We start from the raw sequence: 15,968 nt of genomic DNA on the forward strand, positions 1-15,968 counted from the left end.
TCCGTTTATCGCTATCGATAATAATGTATTAGTGATGTGCCCATTGAACTTGATCAAGGTCGATACCATCTTTGAACATCTCCCATAATGGAGACATTTCACGTAATTTACCGATAGATTCATCAATTACTTTAATTGCATGCTCGATTTCTTCATCAGTGGTAAAACGACCGATTGAGAAGCGAATTGAGCTATGTGCCATTTCATCATTTAAGCCTAGTGCACGTAATACGTAACTTGGTTCTAGGCTTGCTGAAGTACATGCAGACCCTGATGAAACCGCTAAATCTTTAAGCGCCATCATTAATGACTCGCCTTCAACAAAGTTGAAGCTGACGTTGAAAATGCCGCAATAACGTTGCTGCATGTCACCATTAATATAAGTTTCTTCAATATGTTTGATGCCATTCCATAACTTGTCACGTAGACGAAGGATACGGGCACTGTCTTCAATCATATCTTGCTTAGCAATCGCGGCTGCTTCGCCTAAACCAACAAGTTGATGTGTCGCTAATGTACCACTACGCATACCACGTTCATGTCCGCCACCATGCATTTGTGACTCTAAACGGATACGAGGCTTACGGCGCACATATAATGCACCTACGCCTTTAGGCCCATACATTTTATGGCCAGAAATTGAAATCAAATCAACTTTAATTGCTTGTACATCAATCGGTAATTTACCAGCACTTTGTGCTGCATCCATATGGAAGAAAATACCTTTTGAGCGACATAGTTCGCCAATGGCTTCGATGTCTTGAATCACACCAATTTCATTGTTTACATGCATGATGCTCACTAAAATAGTGTCTTCACGCATGGCAGCTTCAATCACTGACAATGCAATTAAACCGTTTGCACTTGGTTCAAGGTAAGTGACCTCAAAGCCTTCACGTTCAAGCTGACGACATACATCTAACGTTGCTTTATGTTCTGTCTTGCTAGTGATGATGTGCTTGCCTTTCTTGTGATAGAAATGCGCAATACCTTTAATGGCAAGGTTACTTGATTCAGTCGCACCAGATGTAAATACAATTTCACGGTGATCAGCGTTGATTAAATCTGCTACTTGGTTACGAGCAATATCAACTGCTTCTTCGGCTTGCCAACCATAACGATGAGAACGAGATGCTGGGTTACCAAACACACCGTCCATTGTCATAAATTGCACCATCTTGTCGGCAACGCGTTTGTCGACAGGGGTTGTTGCGGCATAGTCTAAATAGATAGGAAGCTTCATCATACACTCCGTACTGAGTAGCCCAAAGGAGGCTACTAACAACGTACATATAAATAGTTATCAATATATGAACAGGAAATTATAAACTAACTCTATGTTCATTCTGCATTTCATCTTGCTTTAGTGAGATAAATTGAACATCTCGTTTGTGCATCAATCCAGCAAGTGTAATGCCATCTAAGAAATCTGAAATTTGTTTACTTAAGTCACCCCATAGCGAATGGGTTAGACAGCGGGTGCCACTTTGGCAGTTCCCTTTTCCCTGACAACGAGTCGCATCGACAGACTCGTCAACAGCATGTACGACCATGCCTACAGAGATATCATTGGCTTCTTGGCCAAGGCGATAACCGCCACCAGGACCACGAACGCTTGATACAAGACCATGTTTACGAAGCTTGGCGAAAAGTTGCTCAAGATAGGAAAGCGATATTCCCTGTCTTTCAGAGATATCCGCTAAGGGAACTGGCCCGGTAGCTGAATGAATTGCAACGTCCAGCATAGCTGTCACTGCGTAGCGACCTTTTGATGTCAGTTTCATAACGTTATTTGCTCCCATAAACCATAGAGCAATTTCACCATACCCGAGTAAACTAGTCAAGTATTTAACCAAGTAATTTACTCAAGTATTATCTCTCGTTCACATCTAACAATTTAGGTCTTGAAATTTGCAGGGCTATTTAACCTTTTTATACCGCAAGATTCAATGCCAGCAAGCCATTAAAAAGGCGAATTTGTGATAAATCTGTCTTATTTTATAAAAATGCTTCAGTTGTTAAAATTTGCAGTACAGAAATAAAAAATCGACACCCAAATAAATGGGTGCCGATTGATTAGTTTTTAAGCTTATAGATTATATACTAGGGTCAAACTTATCAATTTCTTGAGTACGTTTTTCAGCCGCTTCTTGCTCAGCTTCAGTAAAGTCATCAACATTTAACTCTGGCAGTTTTTCAGTACAGACTTCACCGCCCATGGTTTGCACTGCTTGGCAAATTTCTTGTACCTTAGAGTCCATTAAATGCATATGATCAAGCATCTGCCCTATCGCGCTGGCAACAGGATCTGGGTTGTCTGGCGACACAGCATAGGCATCAAAACCGTATTTTTTCGCCATAGCGCTTCTGCGCTCCGTTTGTTCTTTCGATTGCGCAGAAGGCGTTGCTACCACACGGCCAGGTATACCCACTACAGTAGTGTCTTTAGCAACATCTTTAACCACTACTGAATTTGAGCCAACTCTTGCGCCATCATGCATCGTAATAGGCCCCAGAATTTGTGCCCCAGCACCAACCACCACATTATTTTGCAGTGTTGGGTGACGTTTTCCCGCTTGCCATGTTGTGCCACCTAAGGTAACGCCATGATAAAGCGTACAATCATCACCAATTTCGGCTGTTTCACCAATCACAACGCCCATACCATGATCGATAAAGAATCGACGGCCAATAGTCGCACCAGGATGAATTTCGACCCCTGTTAACCAACGCGAAAAAGTAGACAAACATCGAGATAGCAGACGCCAATTTGCATTCCAAAGCTTGTTACTGATGCGATGGATCCAAATTGCCTGCATACCAGGGTAGTTCATTAATATTTCGAAACTACTGTTCGCCGCGGGATCGCGGTGATATATAGATTCAATATCTTCTTTTAGTCGCGCAATCACGCTCATATAACAATCCTTAATACGTTAACGTTATGAATCTTTGTTCTCGTCTGATTTCGCGACTTTTTTATCGATTGAAGTCAATATACCGCGCAGAATATTCATCTCCGCAGTTTCAACCCTTGCACGGGCGAATAAACGTTTAAGTTTGGTCATAATCTGCCCTGGATGATTCTTAATAATGAAGTTAGTTTTTGTTAGTGTTGACTCAAGGTGTACATAAAAACGCTGTAAGTCTTCTGCTAACGGGTATTCTTCTTCAACCGTTGCTTTTTCATCTAACGCAAGGTGGGCCATGCGGGTTTCATAACAAATGATTTGTACCGCTTGCGCCAAGTTCAATGAGCTATATTCTGGATTTGCAGGTATGGCTACATGATAATGACACTCTTGTAATTCCTCATTGCTTAACCCGTGGTTCTCACGACCAAAGACAATCGCTACAGGCCCTTTTATCCCTTCAAGAGCAAGTTTTTCACCTGCTTCTTTTGGCACTAGCATTGGCCAATCTAAAGTACGACTTCTGGCACTGGTTGCAATGACTAAGCTACAGTCTTTGATTGCATCCGTTAAAGAATCAACAATAGTGATATCTCGGATTAAATCTGCTGCGCCAGCAGCAAGTGCAATAGATTGCCCATCAGGCTCAACTCTTGGTTCAGCCAAATATAAATTTGATAACCCCATGGTTTTCATGGCTCTTGCTGTAGAACCAATATTACCAGGGTGTGATGTACCCACTAAAACAACGCGTATATTACTCAGCATGAAACTACTTTATTCTTTAAAAAACTATTTTGGAATAGTAACACAAGCAGCAATTAATTCGTTATATGAAAATCTGCATTTGATATAACTGTCAAAAAGCGTATAATATGCCGCTGATTTATTCGTTCTTTAACATCCAGGGGATTGCTATGCATCCGATGCTGACTATTGCCACGCGCGCTGCACGCGCTGCGGGCCAAACTATTATGCGCGCCTACACTGAACTCGACAATGTTGAGATTGATTCAAAAGGTCTAAATGACTTTGTTACGAGTGTAGACAAGGAAGCTGAATCTACCATTACATACCAAATTCGTAAATCTTACCCAGATCATACGATTGTTGGCGAAGAAAACGGTGAAAACCGTGGCACCAATAAAGATTATGTGTGGATAGTTGATCCTTTGGATGGTACCAACAACTTCGTTCGTGGTATCCCTCATTTCGCAGTTTCTATCGCTGTTCAATACAAAGGCAAAATTGAAGTTGCCGTTGTTTACGATCCTGTACGCGAAGAACTGTTCTCTGCCGTTCGTGGTAAAGGCGCTAAAGTTAATGACTTCCGTCTACGTGTAACTAATGTTAAAACACTTGATGGCACCATTATTGGTACTGGTTTCCCGTTCAAAGCTCGCCAACACACTGAATCTTACCTAAACATCTTAGGTGAAGTATTCCCTGTATGTGCAGACATTCGTCGCACCGGTTCAGCAGCACTTGATTTAGCCTATGTTGCCGCGGGTCGTTTTGACGGTTTCTTTGAAATCAGTCTTAAGCCTTGGGACATCGCAGCAGGCGACTTAATCTGTCGTGAAGCTGGCGGTACTGTAGCTGACTTTACCGGAAACCATAACTATATGACTTCAGGTAATATTGTTGCAGGTTCTCCTAAAGTGACTTCCGAGTTAGTTAAAATTATGCGTCCTTTATTAAATGAAGGCTTAAAACGCTAATTTCAATTAACGCCAAAAGCCGCCTTTTATGGCGGCTTTTTTGTATCTGCAGTTCTTTAGCCTTCAATGGCACTGCTAAATAGTGATGATATTGGGATAAATTTATATTATTTGAACTAGATCACTCAGTATTATTCCATCTAGCAGAATATACTGAATTATCAATCAAATTTATAATAAGAGATGTAATAATCATGCCACTCCCTATACTCCGCCAAATAGGTGTTAAAAGCCTTAAAGGCGTCGAACATATCGTTCTTTTCATTATTTCTCTTGCGACTGTCTTTGCCATTGGCGAAGAGGTGATGCATATGTTCGATATTAGAACCGTAGAACTTGCCGATTTGCTACTACTCTTCATTTATCTTGAAGTCTTAGCCATGGTGGTCAATTACCTCGAGTCAGGTAAGCTACCTATCCGCATGCCACTATATATTGCTATTGTGGCACTGGCCCGTTACTTAATTCTTGATATGAAAGATATGGATGACTGGCGCATACTGGCAATTTCTGTTTCAACGATTGTGCTAGCAGCCACGGTCATTGTCATTCGCTGGGGACAACTGAAACTGCCCTACCCTAAAAGCAAAGATTTCGACTAAGCTCACAGAGTAGACACCTTTGTTAATTTATATCAACAAATAAAGCGATAAGTGACTTACTTATCGCTTTTTTTAACGATGTTGATTACTATCACTAATAATGACTAATACTTATGATGGATTAAGCAAACAGGGAGCGATAAGGTTATGTCAAATGAGCCTATAGGGTTTGAAGAAAAAAGAGCTTCTTTAAGAGTCGATATGGAAGCCGAGCGAGTTTTATTGCATTGGATTGACGCTAATGGCCAGCCCCAGGAAGATGCTGGCATTTGTATCGATTTAGCCCGTAAAGGAATTTTAATCGACTATAAAGCGCCGTTTGCCTTAGGCGACTTAATCGCAGTCACCTTCAACCATAACACTGACAAACAAAATACCATCAAAGGCCAAGTATGTCGTTGCCTTGAGTCAAATCCACAGAGTTATCATATTGCCATGCAGTTGCTTTAAACGCTTAAAGCAGTGCAATATCTTTAACATTAAGGTGATACTATGATTATATTAGTCGGCGGCGAAAAAGGTGGTAGTGGCAAAAGTTGTTTAGCGCAAAACCTCGCTGTATATGTAACCGAAACCTTCAATGCCAGTGTATTGATGGTTGATTGTGACCCGCAAAAAACCACCTCAGATTGGATCCAAGCCAGAAATGAACACCCCAGTTTAAAACCCATTAATTGCATTCAATTATACGGCAAAATCCGTAATGACTTACTTAGTCTTAATGAGCGCTTTGAATACGTTATTGTCGATTGCGGTGGTCAAGATAACCTTGCCATGCGCGCAGCGATGTCAGTCGCCACTTACGTACTCATTCCGCTTAGGCCCAAAAGACGTGATTTAAAAACGCTTCCACACATGGAGGACATGCTAAGCACCTGTAAAATGGTCAACCCAAAAATGGTGGCTGCAATAGTCGTCAGTCAATGCCCTGCTCTGCCATCGCAATTTAAGCGTATTTTAGAGGCCAAGGAAGTAGTGCAATCATTTGGCTTAAAAGCGCTAAATGCCATTACCTTCAATCGTAATATTTATGATGACAGCGAAGAAAGTGGCTCGTCAGTGCTTGAGATTGACCCTGAAGGTAAAGCAGCAGTAGAAATTCGCGCCATAGCCGAAGAGCTTTTTGCCATTCCACCAGATAATAGCTTCGAGTTTTAGGTCTGATATGCTGAAGTTTCAGTGTGGTTAACTTAGCACTGAAACATTTCAGCACTAACGTCATCAGCAAGCCAATGTTATAATGTCGGCAAATTGGTAAATTAAGCTGCGTACATGACTCAAGCAAACAATCCTCTTCATGGAATTAAATTAGAAACTATTGTCACTGAATTAGTGGAAAAGTATGGCTGGGAAGAATTAGGCAGCCGCATTAATATTCGCTGTTTTCAAGATAATCCAAGTGTTAAATCCAGCCTCAAGTTTTTAAGAAAAACCGAATGGGCCCGTGATAAAGTTGAATACTTATGGCTAAAAACCAACAAGCTGCCTTTGCCTGCTCCTAAAGTTTATGATGCAGCAAAATCAACGACAAAGGCTCATCAAGGCTCGGGTGGCAAACCTGTGTCCAAAGCGCAAAATAATAAATGCACTGCAGGTGTTAACGCTGATATTTGGGGCAAATAAACACCATTGATAAACAAGCGGTCTGAAACAAACCTCTAACTACCTGTTTATTCGGTAAATAGTACAAAAAAGCCTGATTGGTTTAATTAAACCATCAGGCTTTTTTGTAACCGATGAAACTACATAGGGAATTCAAAAATTAATCGCCACACCTGTAACTCCCCATCAGTTTGATAACTCATACCAAATCGGTCTGTACTGAACCATCCCCAACCTAACGGCTTAGACAAGGCTAATGTCACTCCCACTTCATAGGAATATTGCGTAAGCACATTTTCTTGCACTGGGGTAACAAACTTAAGTTTATCGAAATACCAGCGCCCCGCTACAAACAAGCGTGGCTCAACGGTATACTCACCCCAATCCCAGCGTTGATTTAAGCCAAAATCAATGCCAGATTGCAATACAGAATAGCCATCAGAGCTGTCATTGATACTGCTTTTATAGCCAGCATAATAAATTCGGTTAACCCACACCGGATTATATTTGGGTTGTGCCAGTTCATATAACGCTGAAAAACCAGTAGAGAAAATCCCCACATTACTGGAATTTGAAAAGTTATGCCCGTAGCCCAAATCTAAATAGGTTTCTAGGGTGAGCTGCTCGTCATAAAACCATTTGTACTCAATCCCTGGGGTTATGGTCATAGTGCCGACACCATCGGGTAGTTCACCTTCTGGCAAGTCACTAAAAGAGTAATTAAAAAAGCCCAATGAAACTGGCAACCTTAAGGTCAGCAGGTGATCATCGGCCTGTTCAATATCAAATGCGAAAGGAATATTGGCCACTGCAGCGCTCTGGCCAGAAGCGCGATAAATCCCGCTGCCAATATAATTTGCAAAAGCGTAATGGGAAAGATCGGGGTTGTCAGCATCAAATTGAGCCTGACAAGGTTGAACAACAAAAAGCGCTGCAATAGCTATTACAGCGCTTCTATATAATGGAAATTGATTTGCTTTAAAACCAGTAAACCAACTCAGTAACATGATTTAATCTACGCTATTTCGTCAACTGTTATTTATTGTCATCAATAAAATGGTGTTCTGTCATCATATGACCTAACTCGGTTGATTTGGTTTTTAAATATGCTTCATTGTAACGGTTTTTGCCCACTTGCAATGGAACTCTTTCGCTCACTTCAATGCCAACTGCCTGCATGGCCTTCACTTTACGTGGATTATTGGTCATTAACTTCACTTTGCTAACACCAATTTGAGCTAACATAGGTTCAATCATATCGTACTTACGCATATCAGCTTCAAAACCTAAACGTTCGTTAGCTTCAACAGTATTGGCACCTTGATCTTGCAGTTCGTAGGCTCGGATTTTATTCAGTAAACCAATGCCACGGCCTTCTTGTCTTAAATAAAGAATAAAACCTTGGCCTAATTCAGCAATATTTTGCATTGCAGTTTGCAGCTGAAAACCACAATCACAACGCAAACTAAACAAGGCATCACCGGTTAAACATTCAGAGTGAATACGACCTAACATTGGCTCATTAGCATTTAGCTCACCAAACGTTAGCGCAACATGTTCTTTACCGGTTTCGGTATCTTCAAAACCATGCATTGCAAATACGCCCCAAGGCGTAGGTAACTTAGAAGTGGCGATATATTTAATCGACATTGACCAACCTTTCAGACAACGCTCAATTTATGAGTCTCATCATCCATGCAACTGACTTACGTCATAACTAATAGGGATAAACTGGATTAGAATTTTGCTGGGGCAAAACCAGTTACTGCTTTAATATTCATTTCGCGGCCAAGCGCAGTCATTGGATGTACAACAACTAATCCTTTAACTGATTTTTTTAATTTACCCATGTCTGCTTGTTCCGCTTTGGTCAGCACACGACTAAATTTTAGTTCTTTTACATCTTTACCGGCTTTGTTTAATTGACGTGATTGCTGATTTTTCAAACTTGCAATACGTTTTGTTACTGTCGCGATCTCTTTTTTAAACTGCATGATAACCGCTTTATCTTCACGGGCTTGTGCAGCAGCAAGTTTACGGCGAAACTTTTCTGCTTTATCGTTTAATGCTTGCAGTTCTTCTTTTAAATTCATTGTGTTACCTTAAATTTCAACATTGTGCCACTGACACAATAACATGCTCAAACACAGCACTTGTATCAATCCAACACGTTTACGGAGGCGAAGTATAACAGTTCGTTAGACGAAACACATTATCCACAGCAGCTTATGGTTAATCTATTTGAACTAAATCATGAATAATTTGATTACTGCTACCACGCCACTTCAAACTGGGATCCGCTAAATCTTGCTCGAACTTGCCATCCACTAACACATCTACATAGTCTAATACTTGCAGTTGTTTGAGGGACATTTGATCGAGCTTGTAGCCACTCCATAGCCAAATGTCTTTATCTGGGCATTGTTGTTTTACCCGTTTAACCAAAGACAAAATGCTGTCGAGATTAGCTGGGAATAATGGGTCGCCACCAGAAAGTGATAAACCACGGCGCTTGATACGAGTATCATTTAAATCAGCAATAATTTGATCTTCCATCATTTGGCTAAATTCATGGCCTGAACGAGGATCCCAAGTAGACTGATTATAACAACCACGGCATTGATGCTCACAACCTGAAACAAACAAGGTCGCGCGGGTACCTGGGCCGTTGATCACATCGATAGGAAAATACTGATGGTAATTCATAATCACTTCTCTTACTGCTCATTGTCGCGTAAACACTCACGCTGTAAACCTATTTGCATCACTAAGGCCAAACCAAAACAAGGCGCTTAAAGCGCCTTGTTGGGTTAATCACGGAATTAGCTTTGCTAACTTCATGAATTTGCTATTTATAAATGCTTAACGCGGCGTTTAACTTCTTCTTGCTTACCATAGTTAAATGGTCTTGCATCAGGGCTGCCTAGATAACCACATACACGACGGGTTACCGACACACGGCTTGGCTCATGGTTGCCACATTTAGGGCACACAAAACCTTTACTGGTACAGTTAAACTCACCAACGTAACCACAGTCATAACATTCATCGATTGGGGTATTGGTACCGTAATAAGGCACTCTGGTGTAACTGTAATCCCAGACGTTTTCTAATGCTTCAATATTGTGCTGCATGTTCGGGAACTCACCGTAACAAATAAAGCCACCATTGGTGATTTCTGGGTACGGTAATTCAAACTCAATTTTATCGTATGGATTGACTTTCTTTTCGACGTCTAAATGGAAACTGTTAGTGTAGTAACCTTTATCAGTAACCCCTGCAACCACACCAAACTCTTTGGCATCTAGCTGGCAAAAACGACTACATAAGTTTTCACTTGGGGTGCTGTATAGGCTAAAGCCATAACCTGTTTCTTGTTTCCACGCTTCAGTCGCGCGCTTCATCACTGAGATAATTTCAATGGCTTTAGTGCGTAACAGCTCGCTATCAAACACGTGCTCATCAGTACCATAAAGTGCATTAATGGTTTCATGTAAGCCAATGTAGCCTAATGAGATTGACGCGCGGCCATTTTTAAAGATTTCAGACACATCATCATCTGCATTTAAACGAACACCACAAGCACCTTCCATATATAGGATTGGTGCAACACGCGCTTTTACACCCACTAAGCGGGCAATACGGGTATCGAGTGCTTTACGAGCGAGTGTCATTCTCTGTTCTAATAAGGCAAAGAAAGCGGTTTCGTCGCCCTTGGCTTCAATGGCGATTCTAGGTAAGTTTAAGCTGACAACACCTAAGTTGTTACGCCCTTCATGAATTAACTCACCATTTTCTTCATAAGTTCCTAAGAATGAACGACAACCCATTGGCGTTTTAAATGAACCAGTAACGCGTTCAACTTGTTCATAATTAAGAATATCTGGATACATGCGCATGGTGGCACACTCTAATGCTAACTTCTTCACATCGTAGTTAGCATCAGCAGCTTTATGATTTAGGCCATCACGAATAGCAAAAACCAGTTTTGGGAATACCGCTGTTTTACGGTTTTTACCTAGACCTGCCATACGTACTTTAAGAATCGACTTTTGAATTAAACGCGCTTCCCAGCACGAGCCTAAGCCAAAACCAAAGGTCACAAATGGCGTTTGACCATTGGCGGTATGAAGGGTATTTACTTCATATTCTAAAGACTGGAATGCGTCGTAACATTCTTTTTCAGTTTGCGCCATGGCAAAGGCTTCAACATCTGCTACGCCCCACTCTTTACCGATAACCAACTGCTTTTGATAGCTCTTTTGAACGAACTCAGCTAATACTTCATCAATGCGGTTAATGGTGGTGCCGCCATAGATATGGCTAGCCACTTGGGCAATAATTTGCGCAGTTACTGCAGTCGCAGTTGAAATTGATTTAGGGGTGTCAATTTCAGCGTTACCCATTTTAAAACCATGGGTTAACATGCCAGCTAAATCAATTAGCATGCAGTTAAACATAGGGAAGAATGGTGCATAGTCTAAGTCGTGATAATGCAGTTGACCTGACTCATGTGCAGCAACAATATCTTTTGGCAATAGATGCGACTTGGCATAATGTTTGGCCACGATGCCAGCAAGTAAATCCCGTTGAGTTGGAATAACTTTAGCGTCTTTATTGGCATTTTCATTTAAAATCGACGCGTCGCTTTGTTCAACCAAACCACGAATTTCGCAGTTCAATTTACTTTTGGCTTCACGGCAAATATCACGGTCGTGACGATACTCAATATAATGACGCGCAACCTCTTTATGAGGACCTTCCATTAATAAGTTTTCAACTAAAGCTTGTAAATGATGGATCTCAACTTCTTCATCGTTAGCAACTTGATCTCTAATCACACAAGCGACTGTTGAAGCATAGTCTTCATCAGCACTACCTGTAGCAGTTTCCATTGCTGCAACAATGGCATCCTTGATCCGCGACTCATCAAATAGAGTACGACAACCGTCCCTTTTAATTACTACAGGCATTACTTTTACTCCTTTTATGCACAGGATATAAACACTATATATCCACACATAATTATCAACAAACACAATATATGGTGCATTAGGCAATAATAGGCACTAAAAATCCATGATCTAGATCATGTTTTGATGAAGGGGAACAAAATGAAAAAAATTACTGCCAAGCTCAACACTATTTAGAAAAGTTGAACTTGACCAGGTTATAAAAAGCAGCTACTGAGTGCTGAAACGCCTATAAATAGATTGCTATTTATTACAGATTTAAACTGGTAATTGCAGGCTTATAAGAATAGTTATCACAGATTTATACTGGTATATTGATGCTTAAACAGGTCATTTCAACCGTTAAAAATCAGTATGATTAAAGCAAAGCGCTTTAATTGGCGTTAATCATTTGGGCTAATACCAAGGGCTGCATAAATTAAATGCGCAGATTGGCGCACAGATTGACGGCCTGCTTCTATGGCTTCATCAGCACGATGAAACTCCATGGTACCGATATCAGCAAGCTGTGGCACTAAACACACATCCGGTGGATCGCCCATTAATCTGGCGCGTTTATGGCGCTGCTCTAAAATATCCATTGATTGCGACATCACCGCAATCATCCCAGGGTGAGATTTCGTGCTTGTGGAAAACTTTTCTGAAAAACTATTTATATACTCTTTACCTTTACCTAGCAGATCCATAAACGCCGACTCTGGCTCTTTGGCCACTAATTGCTTTTCAATTTCAGTGGGCGCACAGCTGGTCATTTGTTGAGGCAACATATGCATACTATTACGGCGGTGACCATTTAAGTCCACTGCAATCACTACATCAACGTCCATGGTGCGGCACATTGACACTGGCACAGGGTTTACCACTGCGCCATCCACTAACCAGCGATCATGCAATTGTACTGGGGGTAAAAAGCCCGGCATTGAACACGAGGCTCTTACCGCATGACGTAAATCGCCTTCTTTGAACCAAATTTCTTGGCCAGAATATAAATCGGTCGCCACTGCCGCAAACGGCTTTTGCAATTGCTCTATTTTTAGATCGCCTATTCGACCAGCTAAAACATCAAATACTTTTTCACCACTGATTAAGCCACCTTTGCGCCAGCTTAAATCCATTAAGCCTAAAACATCCCAACTAGAAAACCCACTCACCCACTCATGTAACTCTTCTAAATGATTATTAGCATAAGCTGCGCCCACCAGAGCCCCAACAGAGCAGCCAGCAATCTTTTCAGGGTGGATCCCCATGGCGGCCAGCTCTTTTATCACCCCAATATGAGCCCAGCCCTTAGCCGCGCCACTACCGAGGGCGATCCCAACACGAAGTGATGATTTATTTTCTTTTGAAGCCTTAGACATTTACCAAACCCTTAACCATTTTTGCACACCTAAGTAGCTTATCTTACGCTTAAGCTGTTGGCTATCAAGTCGCTTACACGTTATAATATCTGGCTATCATTTTTTAGGGGATTTACCTTTGTTATTTACCGATTTTTCTTTAGATAAACGCTTACTAGACAGTCTAAAGCATATGGGCATTTCTGAGCCAACAGAAATTCAGCAGCAAGCCCTGCCAATTGCCCTAGCGGGTAAAGATTTAATGGCATCATCTAAAACCGGTTCAGGTAAAACCCTGGCGTTTTTATTACCTGCTTTGCAGCGGGTAATATCGACTAGGGCCCTCTCTAAAAAAGACCCTCGCGTTCTGATTTTATTGCCAACCCGTGAACTTGCTCAGCAAGTCTATGGTCAATTACGTTTACTGGTTGCCAATACCCAATATAAAGCCATTAGTATTTTAGGTGGCGAGAACTTTAACGATCAAGCAAAATCGCTATCTCGTGACCCACACTTTATTGTGGCAACACCTGGGCGTATTGCCGATCATCTTCAACAGCGCCACTTATACCTAAATGGCTTAGAGTTACTGGTACTTGATGAAGCCGATCGCATGTTAGATCTTGGTTTTGCGCCACAACTTAAAGCCATTAATGACGCTGCAGATCATAAGCGCAGACAAACCTTGATGTTTTCAGCGACATTAGATCACGATGACATCAATGATATCGCCGCAACATTATTAAAGACCCCTAGCCATGTGGCTATTGGCGCATCGCATGCAGAGCATAAAGATATTGTTCAGCGCATCTTTTTAGTTGACCACCTTGATCACAAACAAGCCCTGCTGCAGCATATTTTAAAACATGAGCAACACAAGCAAGTGATCATTTTTACTGCAACTCGCTCAGACACTGACAGACTCGCCAAACTATTGTCTGCTGAAGGGCTAGAAACCGCTGCGCTCAGTGGTGACTTAAGTCAGTCAGCACGTAATCAAATTATGGACAAATTCAGCCGTGGCCAACAAAAGATTTTAGTCACCACAGATGTTGCTTCTCGCGGGTTAGACTTATTAAATGTGTCATTAGTAATTAACTTTGACATGCCAAAGTTTGCAGAAGAATATGTTCACCGTATTGGCCGTACTGGCCGCGCAGGCGCTAAAGGCGATGCTATTTCATTAGTAGGCCCGAAAGACTGGGATAGCTTTAAGAAAGTACAGGTGTTCTTACGTAAGAACTTTGACTTCTCAACTATCGCAGGCCTTGAAGCTAAATTTAAAGGCTTAAGAGACAAGCCTAAGGCATCAAGCGCCAATGCAAAATCAGCTGATGCCAATACAGGTAATGCCAAGCGTGTCGCTAGCAAGAAGCCAAAAGTGGCGCCTAAACGCGACAAGCGCTTTGCCACCGGTATTGATATTGGTGACTCACCAATGCGCCGTAAAGCAAAACCAGCAAAAATTATCGAAACTGATGATTCAATTGTCAGTGACGAAGAATAACCGTAATTTTGACAGCATGAACATATTTGAGCACAGCTCAACAACATGCCAAATAAACTCGCTCTAAGTAAGGTATAACATGAAGATTTGTGGTGTAGAATTAAAAGGTGGCGAAGCCATCATCAGCTTATTAAATTATGAGAAAGAGTCATTCAACGTACCGGAATGTCGTCAAATCTCGTTCAGCATTTCAAAATCTGTTGAAACAGAATCAATTCGTGAATTTCATTTTGCTTTCCATAAATTAATGGAAGATTACAAAGTTGATGAAATCGTGATTATTGAACGTGAACAAAAAGGCAAGTTCTCCGGCTCTGCTACTAGCTTTAAACTTGAAGCAGCAATTCAAATTACTGAATTACCAGTAGCGATTATTAGCCCAGTGACTATCAAAGAAGAGCTAAAGCGTAATCCGCCACAAGCCGATCTTGATACCCTTGAGCTTAAACGTGTGCAATTACCTGCTTTTGAAGCCGCATACGCTCAGCAAAACCGCCACATGTATGGCAAAATCTAACTCAGTTTGAATTAGATTTTCTTGTGAGTAAGCTGCTTTATGGCCTGTTTGTGGGTAAAAGCAGCTTACTGATAAGCTTAAAGTAAGCAATAAATATCCCTATGAATTCAAGAAAATCCGCCTCATTTTCCACTCCTGTTACATCAAAAAAAGTCAGACCAAGTGCGCCGCCGCAAATGACGGTAAAAGCGGTTAATCAAGCTACAGCGACTAAACTGGCGGCTAAGCAAGCCCTAGCAAGCCTGGTAACCAGTGATGAGGTAAAGGCCAAAAAACAGCAAACAGCCCAGCTTAAATACATTGCCGGTTATTCAGCCCAAACCATCGAACAGGTAAAAGGCTATATTGCCAATGACAGCTTAGCTGCCGTGCTATTAAAGCGTTACCCAAGTGTGCACGATATACGCACTGATAAAGCGCTTTATGACTACACCATGGTGTTTAAACAGCAATTCTTAAAACAGTCTGCGCCGCTTTCTAAAGTGGTTTTTGACGACAAAATCACCCTCAGTCATCAAGCCTTAGGCCTACATACCTACGCCAATCGCGTACAAGGCAGTAAGGTCAAAGCTAAGAATGAAATTCGAATTTCATCACGACTACGCCATGTGCCTGAGCCATTACTGAGAATGGTGGTGGTGCACGAATTAGCCCACCTTAAAGAAAAAGATCACAACAAAGCTTTTTATCAACTGTGCGAATATATGACCAGCGATTACCACCAGCTGGAATTCGACTTACGCTTATTACTGACCTGTATTGAGCTAGGAAAAGCCCCTTATTAAGCTTAAGATATT

At 41.4% G+C, this 15,968-nt stretch carries 18 protein-coding genes; 8 read left to right on the forward strand and 10 right to left on the reverse strand.

All coding sequences use genetic code 11. The annotated features are described in order from the left end of the window. Positions 1–28 precede the first annotated feature (28 nt). From BCU57_RS09465 to trmJ, 4 genes are all read right to left on the reverse strand, one after another. On the reverse strand, positions 29–1,243 hold the full coding sequence (locus BCU57_RS09465) for an IscS subfamily cysteine desulfurase (RefSeq protein WP_102440392.1): 1,215 nt from the start codon (positions 1,241–1,243) through the stop codon (positions 29–31). Between the two features lie 79 nt (positions 1,244–1,322). Then, complete coding sequence (gene iscR / locus BCU57_RS09470) at positions 1,323–1,784, reverse strand: Fe-S cluster assembly transcriptional regulator IscR (protein WP_076542338.1); 462 nt, start codon at positions 1,782–1,784, stop codon at positions 1,323–1,325. A gap of 312 nt (positions 1,785–2,096) precedes the next feature. Continuing rightward, a complete protein-coding gene (gene cysE / locus BCU57_RS09475; RefSeq protein ID WP_102440393.1) occupies positions 2,097–2,918 on the reverse strand; it encodes a serine O-acetyltransferase in 822 nt (273 codons plus the stop codon). Positions 2,919–2,942: 24 nt separating this feature from the next. Further along, entirely contained in the window at positions 2,943–3,680 is a 738-nt protein-coding gene (gene trmJ / locus BCU57_RS09480) for a tRNA (cytosine(32)/uridine(32)-2'-O)-methyltransferase TrmJ (RefSeq protein ID WP_102440394.1), read from the reverse strand. Positions 3,681–3,829: 149 nt separating this feature from the next. Between trmJ and suhB the strand changes: the two genes are divergently transcribed. From suhB to BCU57_RS09505, 5 genes are all read left to right on the forward strand, one after another. Continuing rightward, entirely contained in the window at positions 3,830–4,633 is an 804-nt protein-coding gene (gene suhB, locus BCU57_RS09485; RefSeq protein WP_102440395.1) for an inositol-1-monophosphatase, read from the forward strand. A 194-nt stretch (positions 4,634–4,827) separates the two neighbouring features. Further along, positions 4,828–5,235: a phosphate-starvation-inducible protein PsiE gene (locus BCU57_RS09490; protein WP_076540074.1), complete on the forward strand. Its 408-nt coding sequence runs from the start codon at positions 4,828–4,830 to the stop codon at positions 5,233–5,235. Positions 5,236–5,382: 147 nt separating this feature from the next. Further along, positions 5,383–5,685 carry a PilZ domain-containing protein gene (locus tag BCU57_RS09495; protein ID WP_102440396.1) on the forward strand — a complete coding sequence of 101 codons (303 nt, stop codon included), beginning with the start codon at positions 5,383–5,385 and terminating at the stop codon, positions 5,683–5,685. A 42-nt stretch (positions 5,686–5,727) separates the two neighbouring features. Further along, positions 5,728–6,393: an AAA family ATPase gene (locus BCU57_RS09500; RefSeq protein ID WP_102440397.1), complete on the forward strand. Its 666-nt coding sequence runs from the start codon at positions 5,728–5,730 to the stop codon at positions 6,391–6,393. A 114-nt stretch (positions 6,394–6,507) separates the two neighbouring features. Continuing rightward, complete coding sequence (locus BCU57_RS09505) at positions 6,508–6,858, forward strand: VF530 family DNA-binding protein (RefSeq protein WP_102440398.1); 351 nt, start codon at positions 6,508–6,510, stop codon at positions 6,856–6,858. A 119-nt stretch (positions 6,859–6,977) separates the two neighbouring features. Here BCU57_RS09505 and BCU57_RS09510 read toward each other — a convergent pair whose 3' ends face one another. The 6 genes from BCU57_RS09510 to rssA all read right to left on the reverse strand — a co-directional run bounded on the left by BCU57_RS09510 (position 6,978) and on the right by rssA (position 13,168). Continuing rightward, positions 6,978–7,844 (reverse strand): hypothetical protein, encoded by an 867-nt coding sequence (locus tag BCU57_RS09510; protein WP_102440399.1) that lies wholly within the window; start codon positions 7,842–7,844, stop codon positions 6,978–6,980. A gap of 28 nt (positions 7,845–7,872) precedes the next feature. Continuing rightward, positions 7,873–8,487, reverse strand: a complete 615-nt coding sequence (ribA, locus tag BCU57_RS09515) for a GTP cyclohydrolase II (RefSeq protein WP_076540064.1) — start codon at positions 8,485–8,487, stop codon at positions 7,873–7,875. Between the two features lie 86 nt (positions 8,488–8,573). Then, positions 8,574–8,930: a YibL family ribosome-associated protein gene (locus BCU57_RS09520; protein ID WP_076540062.1), complete on the reverse strand. Its 357-nt coding sequence runs from the start codon at positions 8,928–8,930 to the stop codon at positions 8,574–8,576. 139 nt (positions 8,931–9,069) lie between these two features. Further along, positions 9,070–9,543, reverse strand: a complete 474-nt coding sequence (gene nrdG / locus BCU57_RS09525; protein ID WP_102440400.1) for an anaerobic ribonucleoside-triphosphate reductase-activating protein — start codon at positions 9,541–9,543, stop codon at positions 9,070–9,072. 146 nt (positions 9,544–9,689) lie between these two features. Further along, the gene (gene nrdD, locus BCU57_RS09530) at positions 9,690–11,810 is read right to left on the reverse strand and encodes an anaerobic ribonucleoside-triphosphate reductase (protein ID WP_102440401.1); all 2,121 of its coding nucleotides are present in this window, start codon (positions 11,808–11,810) and stop codon (positions 9,690–9,692) included. Positions 11,811–12,193: 383 nt separating this feature from the next. Further along, positions 12,194–13,168, reverse strand: coding sequence for a patatin-like phospholipase RssA (rssA, locus tag BCU57_RS09535; RefSeq protein ID WP_102440402.1), 975 nt, complete (start codon positions 13,166–13,168; stop codon positions 12,194–12,196). Positions 13,169–13,286: 118 nt separating this feature from the next. On the opposite strand from rssA, the gene BCU57_RS09540 reads away from it, so the two are divergent. The 3 genes from BCU57_RS09540 (at position 13,287) to BCU57_RS09550 (ending at position 15,956) form a co-directional block, all read left to right on the forward strand. Continuing rightward, a complete protein-coding gene (locus BCU57_RS09540; RefSeq protein ID WP_102440403.1) occupies positions 13,287–14,654 on the forward strand; it encodes a DEAD/DEAH box helicase in 1,368 nt (455 codons plus the stop codon). 79 nt (positions 14,655–14,733) lie between these two features. Continuing rightward, positions 14,734–15,171 (forward strand): DUF3010 family protein, encoded by a 438-nt coding sequence (locus BCU57_RS09545; RefSeq protein WP_102440404.1) that lies wholly within the window; start codon positions 14,734–14,736, stop codon positions 15,169–15,171. A 101-nt stretch (positions 15,172–15,272) separates the two neighbouring features. Continuing rightward, positions 15,273–15,956 (forward strand): YgjP-like metallopeptidase domain-containing protein, encoded by a 684-nt coding sequence (locus tag BCU57_RS09550; protein ID WP_102440405.1) that lies wholly within the window; start codon positions 15,273–15,275, stop codon positions 15,954–15,956. The last annotated feature ends 12 nt before the right edge of the window (positions 15,957–15,968 follow it).

Origin of the sequence: Shewanella sp. 10N.286.48.B5 (genome assembly GCF_002874355.2) — a bacterium.
GTDB lineage: Bacteria > Pseudomonadota > Gammaproteobacteria > Enterobacterales > Shewanellaceae > Shewanella.

Bases quoted from the DNA above. Each gene is read 5' to 3' on its own strand.
- trmJ (WP_102440394.1), bottom strand. From the start codon at position 3,680: ATGCTGAGTAATATACGCGTTGTTTTAGTGGGTACATCACACCCTGGT.
- BCU57_RS09465 (WP_102440392.1), bottom strand. From the start codon at position 1,243: ATGAAGCTTCCTATCTATTTAGACTATGCCGCAACAACCCCTGTCGAC.
- suhB (WP_102440395.1), top strand. From the start codon at position 3,830: ATGCATCCGATGCTGACTATTGCCACGCGCGCTGCACGCGCTGCGGGC.
- BCU57_RS09495 (WP_102440396.1), top strand. From the start codon at position 5,383: ATGTCAAATGAGCCTATAGGGTTTGAAGAAAAAAGAGCTTCTTTAAGA.
- BCU57_RS09490 (WP_076540074.1), top strand. From the start codon at position 4,828: ATGCCACTCCCTATACTCCGCCAAATAGGTGTTAAAAGCCTTAAAGGC.
- iscR (WP_076542338.1), bottom strand. From the start codon at position 1,784: ATGAAACTGACATCAAAAGGTCGCTACGCAGTGACAGCTATGCTGGAC.
- BCU57_RS09545 (WP_102440404.1), top strand. From the start codon at position 14,734: ATGAAGATTTGTGGTGTAGAATTAAAAGGTGGCGAAGCCATCATCAGC.
- nrdD (WP_102440401.1), bottom strand. From the start codon at position 11,810: ATGCCTGTAGTAATTAAAAGGGACGGTTGTCGTACTCTATTTGATGAG.
- rssA (WP_102440402.1), bottom strand. From the start codon at position 13,168: ATGTCTAAGGCTTCAAAAGAAAATAAATCATCACTTCGTGTTGGGATC.
- nrdG (WP_102440400.1), bottom strand. From the start codon at position 9,543: ATGAATTACCATCAGTATTTTCCTATCGATGTGATCAACGGCCCAGGT.
- BCU57_RS09550 (WP_102440405.1), top strand. From the start codon at position 15,273: ATGAATTCAAGAAAATCCGCCTCATTTTCCACTCCTGTTACATCAAAA.
- BCU57_RS09500 (WP_102440397.1), top strand. From the start codon at position 5,728: ATGATTATATTAGTCGGCGGCGAAAAAGGTGGTAGTGGCAAAAGTTGT.
- ribA (WP_076540064.1), bottom strand. From the start codon at position 8,487: ATGTCGATTAAATATATCGCCACTTCTAAGTTACCTACGCCTTGGGGC.
- BCU57_RS09520 (WP_076540062.1), bottom strand. From the start codon at position 8,930: ATGAATTTAAAAGAAGAACTGCAAGCATTAAACGATAAAGCAGAAAAG.
- BCU57_RS09505 (WP_102440398.1), top strand. From the start codon at position 6,508: ATGACTCAAGCAAACAATCCTCTTCATGGAATTAAATTAGAAACTATT.
- cysE (WP_102440393.1), bottom strand. From the start codon at position 2,918: ATGAGCGTGATTGCGCGACTAAAAGAAGATATTGAATCTATATATCAC.
- BCU57_RS09510 (WP_102440399.1), bottom strand. From the start codon at position 7,844: ATGTTACTGAGTTGGTTTACTGGTTTTAAAGCAAATCAATTTCCATTA.